This window comes from Clostridium beijerinckii HUN142 (assembly GCF_000621745.1).
Taxonomy (GTDB): Bacteria; Bacillota; Clostridia; order Clostridiales; family Clostridiaceae; genus Clostridium; species Clostridium beijerinckii_A.
Genome location: NZ_JHXK01000009.1, coordinates 143261 through 164914 on the forward strand (window position 1 = coordinate 143261; position 21654 = coordinate 164914).

25 protein-coding genes and 1 riboswitch are annotated in these 21654 nt (G+C 28.9%); of the genes, 5 read left to right on the forward strand and 20 right to left on the reverse strand.

What is annotated here, in order from left to right:
* The first annotated feature begins 122 nt into the window (after positions 1 to 122).
* From T483_RS0103905 to T483_RS0103915, 3 genes are read left to right on the forward strand one after another with little or no spacing between them, the layout of a single operon-like run.
* Positions 123 to 1037, forward strand: coding sequence for an ABC transporter substrate-binding protein (locus T483_RS0103905; protein WP_026885659.1), 915 nt, complete (start codon positions 123 to 125; stop codon positions 1035 to 1037).
* The gene (locus T483_RS0103910) at positions 1030 to 2052 is read left to right on the forward strand and encodes a FecCD family ABC transporter permease (RefSeq protein WP_080696900.1); all 1023 of its coding nucleotides are present in this window, start codon (positions 1030 to 1032) and stop codon (positions 2050 to 2052) included. The genes T483_RS0103905 and T483_RS0103910 overlap by 8 nt, the downstream gene beginning before the upstream one ends.
* 22 nt (positions 2053 to 2074) lie before the next feature.
* Positions 2075 to 2830, forward strand: a complete 756-nt coding sequence (locus T483_RS0103915; RefSeq protein ID WP_026885661.1) for an ABC transporter ATP-binding protein — start codon at positions 2075 to 2077, stop codon at positions 2828 to 2830.
* Between the two features lie 300 nt (positions 2831 to 3130).
* Here the strand turns inward: T483_RS0103915 and T483_RS0103920 are convergent, their stop codons facing one another.
* The 7 genes from T483_RS0103920 to cbiQ form a co-directional block, all read right to left on the reverse strand.
* Positions 3131 to 3601 (reverse strand): GNAT family N-acetyltransferase, encoded by a 471-nt coding sequence (locus tag T483_RS0103920; RefSeq protein WP_026885662.1) that lies wholly within the window; start codon positions 3599 to 3601, stop codon positions 3131 to 3133.
* Positions 3602 to 4016: 415 nt separating this feature from the next.
* Complete coding sequence (locus tag T483_RS30355) at positions 4017 to 4985, reverse strand: DUF2087 domain-containing protein (protein WP_026885663.1); 969 nt, start codon at positions 4983 to 4985, stop codon at positions 4017 to 4019.
* Between the two features lie 361 nt (positions 4986 to 5346).
* Positions 5347 to 6444, reverse strand: coding sequence for a diguanylate cyclase (locus T483_RS0103935; protein WP_026885664.1), 1098 nt, complete (start codon positions 6442 to 6444; stop codon positions 5347 to 5349).
* Between the two features lie 483 nt (positions 6445 to 6927).
* Positions 6928 to 7245 (reverse strand): energy-coupling factor ABC transporter substrate-binding protein, encoded by a 318-nt coding sequence (locus tag T483_RS0103940; RefSeq protein ID WP_026885665.1) that lies wholly within the window; start codon positions 7243 to 7245, stop codon positions 6928 to 6930.
* Positions 7245 to 7997: an energy-coupling factor ABC transporter permease gene (locus T483_RS0103945; RefSeq protein WP_026885666.1), complete on the reverse strand. Its 753-nt coding sequence runs from the start codon at positions 7995 to 7997 to the stop codon at positions 7245 to 7247. The genes T483_RS0103940 and T483_RS0103945 overlap by 1 nt, the downstream gene beginning before the upstream one ends.
* 38 nt (positions 7998 to 8035) lie before the next feature.
* Entirely contained in the window at positions 8036 to 8863 is an 828-nt protein-coding gene (locus tag T483_RS0103950; protein ID WP_026885667.1) for an energy-coupling factor ABC transporter ATP-binding protein, read from the reverse strand.
* Between the two features lie 81 nt (positions 8864 to 8944).
* The gene (gene cbiQ / locus T483_RS0103955; RefSeq protein WP_026885668.1) at positions 8945 to 9853 is read right to left on the reverse strand and encodes a cobalt ECF transporter T component CbiQ; all 909 of its coding nucleotides are present in this window, start codon (positions 9851 to 9853) and stop codon (positions 8945 to 8947) included.
* A gap of 420 nt (positions 9854 to 10273) precedes the next feature.
* A riboswitch (cobalamin riboswitch) is annotated at positions 10274 to 10485 on the reverse strand.
* 395 nt (positions 10486 to 10880) lie between these two features.
* Here cbiQ and T483_RS30360 point away from each other — a divergent pair.
* Positions 10881 to 11039, forward strand: a complete 159-nt coding sequence (locus tag T483_RS30360) for a DUF1540 domain-containing protein (RefSeq protein ID WP_080696902.1) — start codon at positions 10881 to 10883, stop codon at positions 11037 to 11039.
* A 134-nt stretch (positions 11040 to 11173) separates the two neighbouring features.
* Here T483_RS30360 and T483_RS31495 read toward each other — a convergent pair whose 3' ends face one another.
* The 3 genes from T483_RS31495 to T483_RS0103975 form a co-directional block, all read right to left on the reverse strand.
* Positions 11174 to 11320 carry a hypothetical protein gene (locus T483_RS31495; protein ID WP_196244845.1) on the reverse strand — a complete coding sequence of 49 codons (147 nt, stop codon included), beginning with the start codon at positions 11318 to 11320 and terminating at the stop codon, positions 11174 to 11176.
* A gap of 365 nt (positions 11321 to 11685) precedes the next feature.
* Positions 11686 to 12150, reverse strand: a complete 465-nt coding sequence (locus T483_RS0103970) for a GNAT family N-acetyltransferase (protein WP_035789974.1) — start codon at positions 12148 to 12150, stop codon at positions 11686 to 11688.
* A gap of 116 nt (positions 12151 to 12266) precedes the next feature.
* Positions 12267 to 13292, reverse strand: coding sequence for a DUF1835 domain-containing protein (locus T483_RS0103975; RefSeq protein ID WP_026885670.1), 1026 nt, complete (start codon positions 13290 to 13292; stop codon positions 12267 to 12269).
* An 848-nt stretch (positions 13293 to 14140) separates the two neighbouring features.
* On the opposite strand from T483_RS0103975, the gene T483_RS32020 reads away from it, so the two are divergent.
* Positions 14141 to 14302 carry a hypothetical protein gene (locus T483_RS32020; RefSeq protein ID WP_242841795.1) on the forward strand — a complete coding sequence of 54 codons (162 nt, stop codon included), beginning with the start codon at positions 14141 to 14143 and terminating at the stop codon, positions 14300 to 14302.
* 318 nt (positions 14303 to 14620) lie between these two features.
* Here T483_RS32020 and T483_RS0103985 read toward each other — a convergent pair whose 3' ends face one another.
* The 10 genes from T483_RS0103985 to T483_RS0104040 form a co-directional block, all read right to left on the reverse strand.
* The gene (locus T483_RS0103985; protein WP_026885671.1) at positions 14621 to 15034 is read right to left on the reverse strand and encodes a YmaF family protein; all 414 of its coding nucleotides are present in this window, start codon (positions 15032 to 15034) and stop codon (positions 14621 to 14623) included.
* Positions 15035 to 15502: 468 nt separating this feature from the next.
* The gene (locus T483_RS0103990; protein WP_026885672.1) at positions 15503 to 15940 is read right to left on the reverse strand and encodes a hypothetical protein; all 438 of its coding nucleotides are present in this window, start codon (positions 15938 to 15940) and stop codon (positions 15503 to 15505) included.
* Between the two features lie 106 nt (positions 15941 to 16046).
* Entirely contained in the window at positions 16047 to 16256 is a 210-nt protein-coding gene (locus tag T483_RS0103995) for a hypothetical protein (protein ID WP_026885673.1), read from the reverse strand.
* Between the two features lie 242 nt (positions 16257 to 16498).
* Positions 16499 to 17089, reverse strand: a complete 591-nt coding sequence (locus T483_RS0104000; protein WP_026885674.1) for a sugar O-acetyltransferase — start codon at positions 17087 to 17089, stop codon at positions 16499 to 16501.
* Between the two features lie 362 nt (positions 17090 to 17451).
* Positions 17452 to 17739: a hypothetical protein gene (locus T483_RS0104005; protein WP_026885675.1), complete on the reverse strand. Its 288-nt coding sequence runs from the start codon at positions 17737 to 17739 to the stop codon at positions 17452 to 17454.
* A gap of 429 nt (positions 17740 to 18168) precedes the next feature.
* A complete protein-coding gene (locus T483_RS0104015) occupies positions 18169 to 19011 on the reverse strand; it encodes an aldo/keto reductase (RefSeq protein WP_026885676.1) in 843 nt (280 codons plus the stop codon).
* Positions 19012 to 19207: 196 nt separating this feature from the next.
* Entirely contained in the window at positions 19208 to 19402 is a 195-nt protein-coding gene (locus T483_RS0104020; RefSeq protein ID WP_026885677.1) for a hypothetical protein, read from the reverse strand.
* A 239-nt stretch (positions 19403 to 19641) separates the two neighbouring features.
* On the reverse strand, positions 19642 to 20259 hold the full coding sequence (locus T483_RS0104030; RefSeq protein ID WP_026885678.1) for an HAD family hydrolase: 618 nt from the start codon (positions 20257 to 20259) through the stop codon (positions 19642 to 19644).
* A 105-nt stretch (positions 20260 to 20364) separates the two neighbouring features.
* Positions 20365 to 20838, reverse strand: a complete 474-nt coding sequence (locus tag T483_RS0104035; protein ID WP_026885679.1) for a hypothetical protein — start codon at positions 20836 to 20838, stop codon at positions 20365 to 20367.
* 45 nt (positions 20839 to 20883) lie between these two features.
* Positions 20884 to 21417 carry a YcxB family protein gene (locus tag T483_RS0104040; protein WP_026885680.1) on the reverse strand — a complete coding sequence of 178 codons (534 nt, stop codon included), beginning with the start codon at positions 21415 to 21417 and terminating at the stop codon, positions 20884 to 20886.
* Positions 21418 to 21654 lie beyond the last annotated feature (237 nt).

The window sequence follows — 21654 nt, forward strand, 5'->3', positions numbered from 1 at the left end:
AAAATAAGACTTATAAGTTTTATTCTGATTTTTATAAGCATGTTTATTATGCGTCTATGCATACTCTCGATGGGTATGCTTTTTTTGTTACCCTTAAATACAATATATTTTAGGAGGGCATCATGAAACTAAAAAATAAATTTTTATCACTTTTTCTAATAGTTATATTAGCTATGAGTACACTTTTCGGTTGTGGTAATAAGACTGCAACAATGACAGATAGAGAAGGTACCAGCTTTAAGCTTCCTGAAAAAGTAAACACTATAATATCTACAGCGCCATCAAATACCGAAATATTAGTTGGGCTGGGACTTTCAGATAAGCTAGTAGCTATAGATAAATATTCGTCAGATGTGGATGGTATTAATAAAGATTTACCTAAGATTGACTTTAAGAATCCAGATGCTGAAACTCTTGTGAGTTTAAAGCCTGACATAATAATAGCTTCAGGACATAATAAAACTGGGAGTGAAGACCCCTTTGCAGCTGTTAAAGAAGCTGGAATCCCTGTTGTATACATACCTACTAGTTCAAGCATAGAAGACCTTTATAAAGATATTGACTTTATATCAAAAATCACTGGTACTGAGAAAAAAGGTGATGAGATGACAGCTAATCTAAAAGATGAAATAAATTCAATAAAGAAAATTGGAGATACTATTACTGATAAGAAAAATGTATATTTTGAAATAGGGTCAACTTCAGGTTTATATAGTTTTGGTAATAATACATTTTTAAATGAAATAATTGAAATTGTAGGCGCCAAAAATATCTTTGCTAATGAAAATTCGTGGATATCTCCAAGTCCTGAAGCTGTAGTAAAAGCTAATCCTGATGTAATACTTACAAATGAACCTACAAGTAATGCTGTCGATAATATAAAGACTCGTGAGGGTTTTCAAGAAGTTACTGCAATTAAAAATAATAAAGTCTTTGCTATTGATAATAATTCCTCTTCGAGGCCATCACAAAATCTACTGAAAGCACTTAAACAAATAGCAAAAGCTATTTATCCTGAGGAATATGCAAATGTATAAAAAAATTATTATACTATTAATACCCTTAACATTTTTAATTTTATGTATCGGAACTTCTATTGGAAGTTCCGATACCAGCTTAATACATATTGCATCGATAATTGGATATAAAGTTTTAGGAATTCCATTACTTAAAGAGATTAACCCTAATGATGTGGCGATAATTTGGAGTTTAAGGTTGCCTAGAGTTTTTTTAGCCTTTCTTGTAGGTAGTTCCTTATCAGTTAGTGGTGCTGTTGTTCAATCATTACTTAGAAATCCACTTGCTTCACCCTATACCTTAGGAGTATCTTCTGGGGCTTCTCTTGGAGTTGGATTTCTTATAATATCTGGTTTTTCAATACCTATGCTTGGCAGGCTTACTCTTCCTTTAACAGGCTTTTTATGTGGGCTTTTGACTGTATTTATTATCATAAAATTTGCCTACAATGTTGATAAAAGCATGTCAACTTCAACTATAATTTTATCTGGTATGGTTTTTTCTTTATTTTGCAGCGCAATACTTACAACAGTAACAGCCTTATATAGTGAAGATATAAAAAGCATAGCTCTTTGGGAAATGGGTTCCTTTTCTATGAAGGGATGGTCATATGTACAAATGGGAGTTCCCTTCTTTATAGTTGGAATAATAGGTGTTATGCGCTACTGCACTGAAATGGATATATTATCTTTTGGTGAAGATCAAGCAAAATCAGTTGGAGTAGATGTTAATGCCATAAAGACTCGACTTCTTATTTTCTCTGCTATATTAACAGGTTCTGCTGTAGCCTTAAGTGGAATCATTGGTTTTGTTGATTTAATAATTCCTCACTTAGTAAGAAGAATCATTGGAGCAAAGCATAAATATGTAATTCCAGTCTGTATAATTTTAGGCGGCTGTTTTATGGTGATTACTGATCTAGTAGCAAGAATAATTATAATACCATCAGAATTGCCAGTTGGCGCTATTACTGCTCTGATTGGAGCTCCATTTTTTGCATACATATATTTTAATAAGGCACATGAAAGAAAATAATAAATCAAAGTAGGTGATGATTTTGTTAGAACTTAAGAATTTTTCTTGTGGATATGACAAAATAGATATCATAAAGAATATTGCCTTTAAAGCTAAAAGAGGAGAAATTCTTTGCATAGTTGGTCCAAATGGATGTGGAAAAAGTACACTTTTAAAAGCTATAGGCAGACTCATTGAATATAAAGGAACACTAACATTTGATTCAAAGGATATAAAAAATTTACCTGTGAAGGAATTTGCAAAACACATTGCACTTATGACTCAAAGTAACAATGTTTACTTTCCTTACACAGTTTATGAAACTGTTGCTTTAGGCAGATATGCTTATTTAAAAGGAGCTTTATCATCTTTAAGTAAGGAAGATGATTTAATCATAATGGAGGCTATAAAAAGTGTTGGCCTTATAGATTCAAAAGATAAACTTATAAGTGAATTATCTGGCGGCCAGCTTCAACGTGTCTTCATAGCAAAAGCCTTTGCCCAAGATCCAGAAATTATTTTATTAGATGAACCAACAAATCATCTTGATTTAAAGTATCAAATTGAGATTCTAGAATATTTAAGCCTTTGGGCAAAAGAAAATAATAAAATTGTAATAGCTGTATTACATGATTTAAATTTATCTAATTTATTTGGTAAGAAAATTATATTACTAAGCGATGGCCAAATAGTCAGCCAAGGTACACCTAAAGAGGTATTTCTGGAAGATAACTTAAAAAATGTATATAATATAGACGTGAAAAATTTCATGATTAGCGCTTTAAAGCAGTGGCAATAAGATATATCGGTAAAAGAAGCGACTTAATTGAATACTTATTTTCTAATTAGATAGTATAGATATCTAATAAATATTAATTGACACATATACGCGCCCCTTTATTGGGGCATTTTTACGCTAAATATTAGCATTGGGGATTTAAAGCTACTTCAAGTGTTCCGTATAATGTTTGAAATGTTTCTTCTGGTGGTATGGCTTTTATCTCCATACTTAACGAATACCTTATAATGGAACAATCTATCCGCTTTCAATCAAACTCATTACAATATGTTTTAAATCCAATGCAATATGTTTATAAATTTATAATTCTATAAATCCAATCTTTTTATAAAGATTTACAGCACCTGCATTATCAGGGTGTACATATAAAATCAAATCATTATATCCTAAATTCATTAATACATTTATGCTCTTTTTCAAAAGATTACTTGCCATCCCCAGTTTCAAATATTTCTTAACTGTAAATAATTCTGAAACAAATGGTTTCTCTTTAAATAAACTGATAAGAATTACAGCAGCAATTTCCCCATTTTGTTTAATTTGAAATGAAGCATCGGGGATAAATGTGCCAAAAGTACTTTCAACAACACTACAAATCTCTTTATTTAACTCTTCTATTGTTTCACCATTGAAGTCTACTGTATCTTTAAATGCATCTAACATAGAAACTGATAATCCATCTATATCATTAGAATCTATCTTATCAAATGTATAAATTCCTTCTAGTTCTTGTGGTGCGAGCTTGCAAATCATACCTATTCTTTCACTCATATATTATTCTCCTAATTTTTTTCTTATTTTGTCCTATATGAAACTTATATTGTAAATTATAATGTATTTTCTAATATCACATTATTCAATTTACAAAGAAGCTTTTTATAATTACTTAGTTAAATCTACATATTGTAATTTAAATTTGCCACCATCCTGACACATTGGACTATTATAATAATATTATAAAGATAATAAAAACTTTTTTTCATAAATTTTTCCCCCTATAAATATAAATCAAAGAGTAACATTCATATTCCCGTTATGACATGTTACTCTTTATTTCAAGTAATTATTAAACTCATACATGATTTAGTGATATTAAATATCTAAGAATCACAAATTCACTTTTCCCATAAAGTGCAATTTCATTTTCTATCATCTATTATCTTAATTTATAACGTCAGAAATCAGCTTATTTATATAATTTTAAATTTTCTCCTTGGTTTTCAATCCACAAGTTTAAAAGTTCTTTTAGATCTTCAACCCTTTCCTTATCTGTAGCACCTTCATTAGATTCTAGTTTTTCAACAACTTTAAACTCGAAGGCACTTTCCCCATAAGCTGCCCAATCTTCCTTTAATTTTTTAGATTTAGCTCTCCCCAAATTTAGCTGAAATTTGATTGATTCAAAGGGCTTATATAAATTTGTACATATATCCACGAAAGAATATCCATTAACTGTATTATATATTTGAACTATTCCCATTTCTATTTCTTGTTGTTTATAATTATTTATTATCTCTTTTTTACTCATTTTATCCATAATAACTTCCTCACATTTCTTATAATATTTACTTCCATCATCATTTCTTCCCAAGTATCCATAGTCCACTAAGTATCTTCGTATTATTGCATCATCTTCGTAAATAGGCTTAATAATTCTTTTTACTTCAGCTTCCGTATACTCTTTATTTGGTTCAAACAAGTTAGCAAACCTTGGTAATAATGCTTTTCTTTTCTCTTCTTTAGCTGGAAAGTTTCTAAGTTTTGGATTGGCTATTTTACTATTCCCATCGTCAGCTAACTCTATAGCTGCCAAGAAAGCTCTTGCTTGTCTCGCCCTTTCTCTTAGCGCAAATCTCATATTTCTTACTGTTGATTCTGCACATCCAAGCTTAATTCCGATTTCTTTATTACTATACTTATTTGACACCATTTCCAAAAGCTCTTTCTGAATTTCAGTAAGTCCAGTATATTTCTTATCAAGCATAAGTACTCTATCGATGGGGCTCCCATGCTCTGCTGTATGAATGCTTATGTCACTACTATTTTTGCCTGTATATTTTCCGCATATTAAACAAATAAATTCTGCTTTTTTGCTATCCCATATGTAACCCCTTTTAAAGTCATCAATAGTTGCATCACGAATAACCTCTTTCATTTTCTTCTCCTTGTCTATTAATTTAATAGACATTTTATCATTTTAATATATATATGTCAATTTTACTGTTTAAAATTGGTTAATAAAATATCTTATAAATATCTCATTAACCAACTTTCAAAGAATATTCTATAGGGTACTAAATCAAGCTAATTCATAGTCATCACTATTATATTAAAAACTATATATTTAAAGGATTTATTGTTATCATTAAATTTCAAATGCATAGAAGTCCGTAAAGAGAGATATGATGAATTTTACATAAAGAAGTTTTTAGAGTTAGCGTTGTAGTGACTGAACATCAAATAAATTAAAAAAGAGCTGACTATCTATTATTTATCAGCTCCTACTTAGGTATTTTTTATATTTTATGTTCTTGATTGTTAAATAAAACCACTTTATTTCTTCCAGTATTTTTGGCTTGATATAGTGCTGTGTCAGCCATTTCAAGCAAATTATCAATTTGAGTTGTCGTATTAGGATATGATGCTATTCCGATTGAAATTGTAATTTTTATAAATTTATTATCTGAAATATAAAAATCATTATCTTCAACCTTCTCCCTTAGTCTTTCCGCAATCTTAGCAGCTTTAGAGTCTGAACAATCTAATAATATTATAGAAAACTCTTCCCCTCCCATTCTAGATACAACATCATAATCCCTGCATGTATGAAGAAGTATTAAGGCTAAACTCTTTAAAATAGTATCCCCTGCATTATGCCCATAAGTATCATTTATTTTCTTAAAAAAATCAATATCTATAAACAACATAGATAGCTCTTCTTCTTTTCGTACAGCCCTCTGAGAAATATTATTGAAACTATTGTCAAATTCCCTTACATTATTCAAGCCAGTTAAATAATCTTTTGTTGCCTCATTTCTTAACTTTTGATAAATTCTAACTGTTTCAAATATGTAGTCTGCGTATTTAATTGAGATATACGATACTATTAAATATCCAGAAAAGTATAAACTCACTGCTTGAAAAACAAATTTAACATTTTGAGGTACTGTAAATGATGAAATAACTGATGCTATAACAAAGAAGATCATGGAATAAATATATTTACGTTTTTTTGATATCTTTAATAAAGAAATAATTCCAAATCCGATCCCCATAGCTAAAGCAATTGCTGATCCAATTAGTGATATATCAGACACTCCCAAAATTAAAGATCTAAAAATAGCTATCAGAATGGAAGCAATAATTGAAGAGAAAAAACCACTATAAATAGCAGAAAATAAAATTGGTATGTACCTAAAATCAATAAAAGCATCTGGCGTAATATGTACACTGTTTATCATCAGTATCACACCTAATATCCCGCTATAAAGTCCCCATAAAAACTTACTTTTCAATGACATATCTTCAAAAATTCTTTTATTCCTAAGAAGATGCTGAGCAATACTCATAAACGCTATTAAAATACATGCATTTTGAAAAAACTCAAGAACCATAATTTATAACCCCTTTTTCATAAATTTATACTTGCTTATCCAACAAATTTAATATTTCTAAAATCCCCCATATCTAATTACACATTGATAATTTATATTTCAATCCCACAAAAGTGAATATTTGCAGAACAAAGCTTGTCCATTTGTACTAATAACAAGTTAAGTATTCCTTCTTGCCTTGTATCTTAATCCCCCGAACATACTTTAGTATTATAGCATATTTTGCAAATATCACATTATTCGATTTTCAAAGAGTATTTCTTATTTACTACGCTGAATCTTTCATATAAAAGTTTCTATCTCTAATGTCATATTGGCTGAACATCAAATAAATTAATAAAAGAGCTGACTATCTATTATTTATCAGCTCTTACTTAGGTATTTTTTATATTTTATGTTTCTAATTACTTTATCCATCTTATAGTGAAGAAATAAGGGCACCAATATATTCCACAGAATATCTTCTAATAGATTAAAGAACTATTACTTTTTCTTATCCTTTTCTATTTTGTGTCTCTCTACTAACCTTCCCATTATAAAGGCAATTACACCTACTCCAATACCAGTCTGTACGCAGAAAAGCAGACTTTCTACCTCACCTGGCAATTCTCCACCAATCCAAGTTTCCATAACTGGTTTAAACCAAGGCTTGTACTCAGTACCTGTAATTTCAGAAACTACTTTACTTCCAGCATCATCAGATCCACCAAATTCAGCGCCTCTTAGTGTGAATAATGGGATAACAGCAATTAATGCCGCAATAATTAGCAGAATTATAACTGTTTTTTTAGTCTTTGACATTAATTTTCTCCTCCCTTCACTAATCCAAGACCTGTTAATTCAGATTTTGCATATGTTTCAAGGCCAATTATAATAACAACTGTCAAAATACCTTCTATAACTGCAAGTGGAACTTGAGTTGGAGCAAATACTGCAAGGAATTTAGCCGCCGATACCATAAAACCGCCGTTTTCGGATGGATATGCAAGTGCAAGCTGAATACTTGTTACACAATAAGTAAATAAATCACCAATTGATGCAGCCAAGAAAATGCCTACATATTTATTAACTTTTAAAGCCTTACATAATCTATATATTCCATAGGAAACAAATGGGCCTGCAATAGCCATAGAAAATGTATTAGCACCAAGAGTAGTAATTCCTCCATGAGCAAGCAGTATTGCCTGGAAAATAAGTACAATAATTCCCAAGATACTAACAGCGCTTGGCCCAAACAATATTGCACCAAGTCCAGTACCAGTCATGTGTGAACAGCTTCCTGTTACTGATGGTATCTTTAACGATGAAAGTACAAAAACAAATGCTCCCGCCATAGCCAAAATGGTAATTGCTCTACGATTCTCTGCCAATGTCTTCTTAATTGATAAATAACCTATAACTATGAATGGAATGCAAATAGCACCCCATATAATGCAAAATTGTGGTGGAAGATACCCTTCCATAATGTGCATGGCATTTGCTGCTTTATCTACTCCAAATATTAAAGCAAATGCTGCAGCTAGAGCGACAATTCTCTTTTCTTTTTTATTCATTTTTCTCCCCCTCAAAAAGCTTTCAATATTTATAGTTTCTATTTTCCAAGCATTTCTTTAAATTCCTTTATACTTTTAGGATATTCCCTTATATCTTTTAAAATATTTTTTCCTATAAGAGATTCATAAACTTCTAACAATGTTGGCTGTTTCAAATTTGCTTGTTTTAAAATTTCCTTGTTTTGAAAAATCTCTAGAGGTGATCCATCTGCAATAATTTTCCCCTCATTAAACACAAGAACTCTTTCAGCCCATCTATATGTAAAATCCACATCATGTGTAGATATTAACATTGTCTTTCCCTCTGCTCCGAGTTTTAATAACACCTCTTCTAACATCATTGCATTTAATGGATCCAGAGCTGCTGTTGGTTCATCAAAAATTATGATTTCTGACTTCATTGCAATAATGTCAGCAATACTTACACGCTTCTTTTCCCCACCACTTAAGTAATGAGGTGGACGGTCCTTTAAATGAGAAATATTCATATATTCTAGTGCTTCATCCACCCGTTTTAATACTTCTTCTTTTGGAAGTTTCAAATTCATAGGTCCAAACCCAACTTCTGCTCTAACTGTAGACGCAATAATTTGATTATCAGCATCTTGAAACACTATTCCTATGTTTTTTCTAAGTTCCTTTAAATTCTTTTTATTTATAACAGTATCTCTATAAATAATTTTTCCTTGTTCTGGTGTAAGTACCCCATCTACATTTAAGAAGAATGTGGATTTTCCTGAGCCATTAGACCCAATGATAGCTATTTTCTCACCTTCATAAATATCCACACTTACCCCATCTAATGCAGACTTTCCATTTCCGTAATCATAATGGAGATCTTCAATTTTTAATATTAATTTTCTCATAATCGTTCCTTTCTAAGCACATGAAGATAAATAACAAGTTTGAAATGAGATAAAGTAAATTTGTTATTTTTCGGATTTACCTTATCTTGTAAAGTACCAAAGCAAAATCAAAAAAATTATGAATACTGCTGCGAAAACAATCTGTACTACTTCTATATTTTTATCTTCTTCCAAAAATACGAGATCTCCATCATAACATCGTGATTCCATTGCATCATAATAAGCATTTGCTTTCCTAAGTGAAATAATAAGCATGTTACTTGCAATACTCCCAAATGTATAGCATGAAGTTTTAAAATCACAATAACCTTGACGTGATTTTGCAGAGTTTTTCATTTTTGTAAATACATCCATTAAGATAAATATATAACGATAAATAAGACTCATTAACTCTACAATAAGCTTTGGTATATGCGCCTTTCTAAGAACATAAATAATCTCAGAAGTTGGAGTCGATAAGGTCATCATCTGCAGAGCACTTATAGCTGCAAAAATCTTCAAAATTAGAAACACCATTTTCTTAAGCTGAGCAGTCGAAGTAAAAATATAGCAAAATCCAAGATATAAATTATATTGTCCTATTGGCTGTTTTGAAAAATCAATAGCAATAGTAAAAGTGCTTAGTAAAATAAAAGTAATTGGAATTGCCAATATTGACAGGTATTCAATTAATGGAAGCTCTCCTTTAATAACTGTGAGATAAGCCATTCCAATTATCACTGCAATAGATACGTATGGGCTATTAAATGTAATGCAAAGAACAAGCGTCAAAACTGATAAATATACTTTAAATTCAGCATTCCAATGTCTGATTTTTGAAGCATATGCATAAAAATCAATTGAATATCCTTCTCCATGTTTATGTCCTATTTTATGTTTATGATGATGAACTCCATCCCTATGAGCATTCATACTTTTATATTTCCATATGAATACGAATAAGAAGACAATCACCAGAAACATAGCACATAAAATAATTATTTTTTCCATATCTCATCTCCTTTGATTTTCTATCTATATTTGCTTCTGTACAAATTAACAATTAAAGTTTGCTAGTTATATATGCGTACTATGCCATAATATGTGATCCATTATAGCTTGTCTTTAATTTTTGTATAGTTTTTATGCAAAATAAAAAGTCTTTCTAACAAAAGCGTTAAAAAGACATAATAACAAAACATAATCACTTATATAAAATCAGTGAATAAATCTTCGCTAAAACGCCCCCTCTATCACTCGTAGAGTTTAGTCACATTAAAAAGATAACAATTCAATATGATAGTCTATTTTCTATCACACTTCCTCGTCACATGCACATAATAGCCCTCTATGAGATGTATCTGTCTCGTCATCTTACGAAAATTTAAAATACACATCGCATCTTGGACTTGTCATTTTCTCTAATGTGCCCTATGGTGCAAAATATAGGCAGGTCTTCTGACTTAAGAATCATCATTTAAGTACGTCTTCCCTAATTAAAAGTGACATAATGTACTTAAGCTCCTCTAATACAGCTACGGGATAGTTTAGGAATTTCACCTAATTCCCTTTTAATTAATCAAAAATCATTTTAAAATTTCAATTAAGTTGATTTTAATTAAACCTATATTTTATTTATAAAATTTTGCTAATTTACATTTATATTCTTAACCATAACATTTTTAGTAAAAAAAATCAATTCAATTCTCTACTGTATAGATATACAACTCTAAAACTAAATTTATGTGGTAACTTACCGAAATCATAAATATTTTGATTCCGAAAAACTATAGAAATATATTTATGATTTCTAGTGAAGATATGAACTTAAGGATTTAGCTCATCAAAATAGGACTATATGTAGAATGGTTATCTATTATTAAACTTTTGTATACACTCATAACAGAAATACATATATTTTTGTAACCTCAAGAGCCATAATATTCAGAAAATGTTTGAAGATGCATCTTATATATAAAGCATAAAATAAAAATTTTATCAAATAATATTATAGAAATTAAATTAGGGAGTGATTAATATGAAACATAATGAAAGTATTGGATGTTCTGTAACAGAGTGCAAATATCATTGTAAAGATGACGCTTACTGTACTTTGGACAAAATTAAAGTAGGCACTCATGAATCTAGTGCTAAAACTGTAGAATGTACTGATTGTCAGTCTTTCGAATTACACTAATAAAGAATCTATATTTTAACTACAGATTCTTTTTAACCTAAGAAAATAGAGATAGTATTTCTGGGTGTTCTGCTATCTCTATTTTTTGCAATGAATTTCTATTATTTTATCATACTACTATAATAAGTTCTATATTATTTATCAATCAATTCTTTCTTAACATATTCATTAATAGTATATTCTTCACCTTCAAATATATCTGTCAAATGCAATATTATTTCTTGTTCTTCTGGAAGATCTCTTATTGTATCTTTGATTGTATCTATCGTTACATCTTTCATAAAATAAAATCACCACCTTGATGTTATTATGAGATATTATATTACATGAATCCAAAATAATCCATAGTATAAATATTGGAAATTTGCTAATGCTATAAATGCTAATCTTTTATAGCTTGGCAGGTTGCCAAAAGACAGTAAATTAATTAATAGTTTACTGTCTTTTGTTTTTTTTCAGGCCAATTTAATATAATGATAATAGATATCTTTTGTGTCATATATACCTAAGGGATTGTATTTATGTATGATCCCTCATCATAAAAAGCAGTAGTTAGTGATCTCCTGACTACTGCTTTTGTAAATAAAAAACATAATTCATACATAAAATATATGCAAAATCATCGGATACAAACTACGTCTACTCACTACAATATTATATTTGCATAAAACATATTGTCCACTATTTTTATATTTCCATTATATCTTTCCCATATTCTTTTAGAAGCAATATTTTCTTTGTTAATTTTGGCACTCAAACATTTTATTCCTTTTCCTTTGGCATAATCTAATATTTTAGAAAAAGCACTGCTTGTATATCCTTTTTCCCAATAATCGCTCCCAATCCAGTAACCAACTTGAGCCTTACTTTCTTCTATATTTTGATGGCTCAATGAAATTATTCCTATAGCTATACCATTTAATGCAATAGCAAATATTTCTGAATTGGTGCTTTCAGCCCATTTGTCATTATGTCTAATAAACTCCTCTTTAGATATCTTATGATCGCTTACTCCTAATTCAGCTTGCAGTTTTTCATCGTTATTTAATATTTCTAAAAGTTGAATTGCAAAATTATCGTCTATTCTTATCAATGCTATATTCTCTGCCATAATCTAATACGCGCCTGCTTTCATTGTCATGCTTTAATTTAAATTTTTCATGAATTTAACAAGTACTTTCTAAGTGTTTCTTTACTTGATACTTAATATTTTAATTTGGTTTCACTTTAATTTATTAAATTTTTAACCTGCATTACTGTCAATCCTGTTTTTTCCGCTATAACTTCTGTATCTAAAATATCCATAAGCTTTTTAGCTATTGCTATTTTTTCTTCCATTCTCCCCTGATTTTTGGCTTCATTTATTTTTTCCCTTTCAAATTGTTTTTCAGTCTCCCTACTTTTCCAAAACGATATTGCTTCTGAATCAGTACTCATATATTCAATTCCCTTTTGTGTTATCTTGATTTCCATCTCTCTCATGATCCCAAATTTGCCTTTGTATTCTAACATTCCAGATTTAGTAAGCTCTCCTACTCTCCAAAATATATAGTCATCTGAAATTCTCATTTCACTATGTCCCATTACACTTCCAACAATTCTTGCACATTTTCTAAATTCATTTTCAGTATACTTCAATATATTTATATCAAAATAATCTTCACTTACAGCTTGTACCTTGCCATCCTTGAAAATACGAAGTATTGAATTATTATCTTTTAATAAATCCCATTGATCAATTAGATTATTATATTCCTGATATTCAATTTTCCTTCTTATTTTTATGAATTCTTTTAACCTCTCAGTACCAATTTCTGCTACCGCTCTATATGTACGTATAATTCTATAATCCTCATAAATTTTTTCTGAAACATTCACCAAATATATATTTTCTATCTTATCTTTCAATAATTCTAAAGTATACATCATCCCACACATATCACTGCTGCATTCCCCATACCATAGATAAATTACGTCCGCATCCTTAATGTTTGAAATTTCATTATAAAATTGCTTATAATATTTTTTAAGATAATCAATTTCTTCCAAGTGAATTCTTTCATCTTCTTTATTAATACTATCTAACCATTCTAATCTCTCGCTTAAATTTATACCCTTCTTGATTGTTCCAATAGAAATATCATCAGGAAACACTATAACTTTTTTCCCTTCAAATAATTTTTTCTTTTTAACAGCCTGTCTTAAACTACCTCCTGCTGATTCTGAAAAGCATATATGTACAATATCTTTCATATTCTCCTCCTATTTACTTAATATTAATTCTAATTATCTATATGTTTAATAATAAATTCACATTTAAAATTCTAGTGAGACAAGTGCTTAGTTAAAGCCAGAATGTAGAAATTAAATTGCAATATACATATGTTGTAATAATAAACTTGCATTTAAACTCCTAGTAAAGTGAACATGAAGCTATACTTGCGCCACTAGCTCCAACGCCGCATTTTTCAAGCATATTCTGAAGAATATATATTCTTCTCTGGTAACATTCTAAAGAATACATATTCTTCAGAATAAATATGGTAAAGAATGTTCCCGATTTTTTGTATATATCTTAAGTGAAAATCAAAAACCAATCTTCCAAATATTATATCACAAGAAATAATATTCCAAAAAGCAACGTTCAAAAAATAATCTTTTAAAAGTATTTAATTACATCAATAACACTTTGATCTTTGTATTTTAGTATTCTGAGTATCTATTGACCATAAAATAACAGCGTTATATAATCAGTCTATGGTTTAGATGTTATTAAAAGTTAGTGTCCTTAAGTGAACAAATATACTAGATAGTTTTTAAGTGCTAACTTGTAGACTTTTCTCTTGAACGTGACCATGTGAATTAAGTGTAATCAATAATATTTTTTTATAAGGAGATCAATAAAATCTAATAAAGAGGCCTAGGAAGAAGCATTTGAACGCCGAGCAAAAGGTTGGTCTGAGGATGTATACGAAAGTTTACAAAATGAAACCTATCCATTCCTTAAGAAAGAATTGATTGAGGAATTACTTGAATTTGATTTTACTAATAAAACAGTAAGCCAATTCTGCTGTAATAATGGTAGATAGCTATTATGAATAATGAAGTTTGGTGCTAAACAAGGTGTTGGTTTTGATATCGCTGAAAACATGGTTTTCTTTGCTAATGAAACTGCAAAGAAAGCAAAAACCAAATGCTTGTTTGTAGCAACAAACATTCTTGATATTGATGAGAAACTCTTACTTTTTTCCAGTCGTGACTAGAGACAATAAATTAAACTTCTGTATTAATTTATTGTCTTTTTTATTTTTGTAACATTTCTCTTACTCTACAGTATATTAATTAATATACTGGCATTTTCTCCATGCCATATTAATTTTTTGATAGAAATAAACAGAAAATATTATCACCTTTCGCGTTTATTTCTTAGTATAAAAGCAGTAGTTCGAAACCTCTTACTACTGCTTCATTTACTTTATTTGATTATAAATACATTAACAATTTAATATTTTTCAATTATGTCATCCATTGTAATTATAAGCTTACTTAGATATATTAATTTTAAATACTATTGTTTGATTCTAACATTTTTTATCTTCTGGTACATTAGTAGGATCTTCAATTAGAGTAGTGAAAAAATAATCATGTTGATGTCCATCTGCAACAGTTGTTCTACCCTTTACTAAATGAATGTGTTTTCCACCTGGAAGATAAATAGCTGGACCAGTAGTGTCACAAATCTCGTGAAAATGATCACCAAAAGTATCTGTAAACTCAGCTACTTTATGGATATGAGTCTTTCCATATTTAATTGGAGGACCAGTCACACCAGCAATACGATGATTGTGCAATTCACCTTCATCATCTTCTTCATAATCTGTGCTTGATTCAAATTCATGATTATGATTTTTTATCCTGTAACTTTTTTCATCATAATCCTTTTTATCGTTATAATCACATTTATTTTTATCATAATTATAATAATTGTTTCCCATTTTCTTTTCTCCTTCGTTATTCATCATAATTTATTAAAGTAATGATTTCCTAATTTTATATTATGCTAATTCACATAATTTGTTATTGATTTTACAGAAAAATAAAAGGTAGACTAAGTATTTCTACCTAATCTACCTTTACTAAACAGAGTATGTGCAATTTAGTAATAATCATTATATCATATTGCTTTAATTCGTAAATGATTTTCTATCAATAAATACAGTTACTCTATCTACATCTATATTTTATATTGTAGATTTTATTATTAGTTTATTGCCTAAGAATTTAAAGTGAATATAAAACCACACTAGCTCCAAACCCGCATTTTTAAGCATATTCTGAAGAATATATATTCTTCTCTGGTAGTATTCTAAAGAATACATATTCTTCAGAATAAATATGGTAAAGAATATTAGAATATTCTCCTTCTAATAACTTAATGCCAATACAAATATTTTGCTTCACAATTAATTTCGCATGTCATAATAAATATAACTCGCTATATCAGCAACTACCATAATTGTAGGAACAATTCCTATCCCAACAAAAAAGCCACATAATATAATATTTTTTGTTATTGCTAATCCAATTATAGATAGCACTGTGATTACAATACAAATAAAGAATGTAATATTGAACGCACTGCTTTTTGATTTCATATTTATAAAATTTTCTCGTTCATCATTATTTTGCATATCTTCTTTTGTGCACTTAACGCTTAAACTTCTATATACTTCCGTTACTCCAAACAATACACAAAAACCATCTAATACGAGATACTTAATAATTTTTAAAGTATCTGTATTATTAAATCTTAAAATTATAAATGAAATACTGACTGCTGCTATCAATAGAAATACTATTCCACTCCAAAATTTCTTTTTATTATATATTTCTTTCTTCATTTTTTAATTCTCCTTTATAATTGTTGAATAGTAGCATTAAAGACAGACGTTATTTTGTATTCCAGCATAAGTGATGATTGATTATACTGCTTTTTATTTACGATCATCATTTATTTTTTCTTGATTTTTCTTTTGATAAAAGATATATATTGAATAGAATTCCTAGTGTCCCAATAACTCCTGATATAATATATATCAAATCGCTTGTTTTTTTCCATATTATAACTGAACCAATTATCATACAGACAAATATAATACACAAAACTGAAATAACTATGTTTACAATAATATTGTTTAAAGAATCTTTCTTAAACACAATATATCATCCTTCCTTGAATAATAAGGTTTTCTAAAATTATTATGGCACTATTACAACAAAATCCTTAATATGAATGTGATATTGTTCATTCTTCAATGTGCATATAGATGTCATACGTATATGGTAACTTACCGAAATTCAATATATTTCTATTCCAGGTGACTTATGAAATTTTCGCTGAAAGATTCTAAATTGGATCATGCAACTATTTCTGCATGCTCCAAATAGCTAATTACTTTTCATATTTCAAATCCAGTCTTATCTTCTTCTGTAATTTCTCTAATTACTTTACATGGTACACCGGCAGCAATTACATTTGCTGGAATGCTTTTTGTAACTACACTACCTGATCCTATAATTGTATTATCTCCAATTGTGACCCCTTGATTTATATTAACTCCTGCTCCAATCCATACATTATTGCCTATGTTTACAGGTTTTGCATAGCAGCCCCCTGCTACTCGTTCTTTTGCATACGTTGCATGATTAGATGTATAAATTCCAACTCTTGGACCAAATAAAACATTGTCACCTATGTTTATCCCTCCACCATCTAACATTACGCAATCGAAATTGGCATAAAAATTATCTCCGATTGTAATATTAAAACCAAATTCACATCTAAATGTTGGTTCAAAGTGAACTCCTCTTCCAATACCTTTCAGTAACTTCTTTAATATTTCTTCTCTCTCATGTTGAGGTTTACCAAAACTATCATTATATTCATTTGTAAGAAATACTGTTTTTTCTCTTGCCTGAACCAATTCTGTTGTCAAATCATTGTACATTTTACCAGATAAAATTAATTGTTTCTGTTCTTCCAAATTCATAATACCCTCCAACCATACTTTAGGATTTTTAACACGATTATATAAATAATCTTTGTTTGCCAACTCATTACCATCATAATCAAATTATAACATATATTGTTTATTTTTTACCATTTCTTGACCTTAATAATAAATTTGAGCTATACTAATTATGCAAAATAGATTGGTGGTAGCTACGGCTGCTGCCTTTTTATTTCTTTATTATTCATGTGTATATTATTTTAAAATTATGTTAATAATTAAAATACGTTTCCTATTTCCAATAAATATAGAGATAGCTTATTATCATTCACATGATTTTCTGCTATCTCTTATTTTTGTTATTTAGTAAATTTACTAAACAATAAATATTCTTTTAACAACTAACGACAATTAATATTTCTTACACAATCCAAAGCTTTTTGCTTTGTGTTTTCGCATGCTTCCTTTGCTCCCTGCTCGTATCCTTTACAGTATCCTTCTTCACGTCCAGCTTCCACGCCATCACAATACCCTTTATTTTGTCCTTGATTATACGCATCTTCCAATGCATCTCTTCCAGGATAATCCATTCTTGGACAACACTCAGCATCTTCACTAAGGGTTCCTTCACAATTAATAGTATACATGATTCCAAGATCATCACAATCACAGCATTTTTTGTTACTCATCTTTTTCTCCTCCGTAGCAAATAATAAATTTAAACATTTATATTTAATAATGCAAATTCATTTTTATATTTTTTTCATAGCGCACTTCATACTATCATTAAGTTATAGTACATAAGAATCTCTTTACAATTTCATAATATGTATTAGTTTAAGATTTGCCATAAAAGAAATAAGGATAATATTAATTTTCTTATTCATTTTTATCACATTTTCATTGCCGGATAATATACTAATAGAGTGGATATATTTTCATTATTTAATTCTTGATTTCATACTAATGATATACTACAACTGTGTGTTTCCTAAAAAGCAAAAGCAGTAGTTAGGTCACTCCTTTCTACTGCTTTATTAAGTTTAATCCCAAGAAATACTATATAAAAACATAAAAATAAGCAGTAGTCAGATTTCTCCTTTCTACCGCTCATTATATTAGAATTCCTCGTAAACTCTAGGGTCTTGATTAGTTGTACGACCATCTCCACGAGAAAGTCCAGAAATGATTCTCATTTCATCTTCTGATAATTCAAAATCAAAAATATTTAGATTATCTAATTGATGCTCTTTTGATGATGCTTTCGGAAGTGGAATAGCTCCTAATTGTACATGCCAACGTAAAATTACTTGTGAAATAGATTTTTTATGCGCTTCAGCAATTCCAGCAATTTTCTCGTCTTTTAACATACTATTACCTCTTCCAAGAGGACTCCAAGATTCTGTAACTATACCATGTTCTTTATTACAAGCACGTTGTTCTTCTTGATTAAAATAAGGATGAAGCTCAATTTGATTAATACTAGGAGTTACTCCAGTTTCCTTTATTAAAGTTATTAAATGTTCAGGCATGAAATTGCAAACACCTATTGATCTAATTAAACCTCTTTTCTTTAATTCAATCATTGCCTGCCAAGCTTCAACATATAAATTAATTCTTGGATTAGGCCAATGAATAAGATATAAATCATAATAATCTAATCCAGCTCTAAATAATGATTCTTCAACTGTATTAATAGCTTCTTTATATGAGTGATGACGACCAGGCAATTTAGAAGTAATTATAAGTTTTTCTCTTGAAACAGAGCTTTTCCTTACCGCTTCACCAACTGCACCTTCATTTTCATAATTAAATGCCGAATCAATTAATCTGTACCCTAAATCAATTGCTTCTTTAATCCTATTAGCTCCGTCTATACCATTTAAGGTATATGTTCCAAAACCAATGCTTGGCACTTTAAGTCCATCATTTAATAAATATTCTGTAATGTTCTCTACCATAAATTATCAATCTCCTTTAAGTTTCCAATATTCTCATAAAATTTAATAACAGCTTTTATTGTATCTTTATTTTAACGTTTACTTTATTATAGCATATCTTTGCTTTCTTACAAAAAAATGGAGAGCATAAGATTATTTTCATGCCCTTAAAACTATTTTATATTAAGATATCCTCTGATAAAATATCTTTATCTAATTATCTCCATATCAAGCGTAATACTTTACAAGCACAGAACGCAATAAATCCTGCTATAATTGATACAATTATAACCTTAAAAACATTACCGCTTAATCCAATTTTGTCAGTTAAGGAAAAACCTATTCCTGAGCCAAAAAAGCCACCAATAGCCCCTCCTATTCCTCCAATAGATCGTTCTCTTCCTTCTTTCAAACTCCATCATCTCTTTCTATATTAGTTAAATCAATGTAATAATTATAATACTTATGTTCTTTTTACGATTGAATCACTTTAATTTACTATTAGTTCTATATAATAGCAACTGTAAAATCTTGTCTCTCCAATAGCATAAAGAATAGTTATTCTTTTTATCTTATTAAATAATATTCTTTTAAACATATTCTTCTGCTTAATCTTAGTATTATAAGAACGTTTCATAGATTATTCTCGTTTTATGTAATATTGATTGATAAATTTTTGAACTCTTGAATAAGTTTTTTATAATTTCTTTTTTCATGGTCAAAATAAATAATATTCATTCCCATGCTCTTAGGAACAATAAGATTCTTTTCTTGATTATCAATGAATACACATTCATCAGTATTCACATTCAATTCTCCTATAGCTTTTACAAAAATTTCATTACAGTCTTTTCCTGAACCAATTTCTGCTGAAACAGTGATTGAATCAAATATTTTATTCCAATCATAGTATTTAACAATGTCATCTATACGATCTTTCTTGTTGTCAGTAACCATAGCAATTTTATAATTTTGCTGTTTCAGTTCATCTATAAATGCTATCATTTGCATATCTATCGGGGTATTTATAAAGGACTCATATAATATATTTATATCAATTTTAGAATTTAGTCCTTTGCATAATTTTTCCCAGATGTCTTCATGACTAATTTTTCCGTATAAAAGATCATCATTATATTTATAATACTCTTTTTCAAATATTTCTATATCTAAGCCAGTTTTCTTGCAAATGTAATTACATATCGATAGTGAGCCAGTTGCATCAGTCGTTAGTACACCATCAAAATCAAATAATATTGCTTTAATCATAAACTCACTTCCTATTATATAAATAATCATTGTTTTATCATAATTCACATTGGTGTGCAGCATTTATAAACTTGAATCGGTACACCCCTTAGTAATATATTAAATTCATTTATTTATAATAATCTTCATATTATCTTTTAAATTAGTTTTATCTACTTGAACTAACATAACCCATTTCCATATACCATCAAATCCCTCTATGCCATCAACTTGTGCAACTGACGATGGTTTCAAGTTTACTGTTAAAGTATCATTGCCTACATTTATACTTTCAACACTATACCCTTGTACTGAACTAGTTTGGGAAGGTATTTGTAAGTATAATATTGCCATTTCTTTATCAGGTGATTTCATTGGAATTTCTCTTGGTGTAAAATAGTTATCTTTAAACATTTGAAACTCTTCATTAGTCAACATTAGAATCGTATCTTTCTGAATAGCTTGTTCTTCATCAGTTTTACTAAACCCAATTACATTAGAATAAAATTCTTTAAATGCAACATTTTTATTGGTTGAGCATGCAATCAAAAATTGAAACATAATTATTGTAGTAATGATTAAAAGAAAGACTCTTTTCATATTATACCTCCCCTCAAAATTTAAATGGTTTTATAAAATTTAAAACTAAACAGAATCAGGATAACTATATTTTAATTCTAAATTTGTATTATTAATAATAGTATCTAAAAACAGCTTCTTATCTTCCATTGAAGAAAGCGACGATAGAGGTATTACTAAACTTTCACCATTTATTGTAGGTATAAAAATATATTCTTCTAATAAATACAGACCTTTTATAGAATTCCAATTATGAATTTTCTCTGAAAATTTAGTATTAGTATTTATTCCTTTTTCTATAAGCTTTAAATGTTTTGCTTCAAATGTATCTGTTAATTTATCTGTTCCATATATTCTTAGAAGTTTTCTTCTTAATGATCTGTCAAATATCTTTTTTCTAGAAAAGAAGAATATAATGTACATAATAATAACAGTTTCAATATATAAAATACTTCCAAGTAAAAGTATCAATCCAAGCAGTATAAAAGAAACAAATCCAACATATACACGAATTTGTTTTTTATAAGTTTTTGTGTTAACAATATACTTCATATTAAAAGCTATTAATTCATCCCTTGAAATTTTAAACTCTATCTCCATAATACCTCCTATTTTGTGGCTTATTCTAATCTTAAAGAGAAGCATTTATTGCTACTATTTAAAAACATGTTGATATCTAAGCAACTACAAACTTTTCTTCATTTTTATATATGTTGTTTTACCGTATTTCCCACTTAATATTGATATTATAAAAATATCACTTGCACAAAATACATTAGCAATATATCATCTCAATTTTCATTAAGTGCACATTTTAAGAAGATTGTGCAACAAATT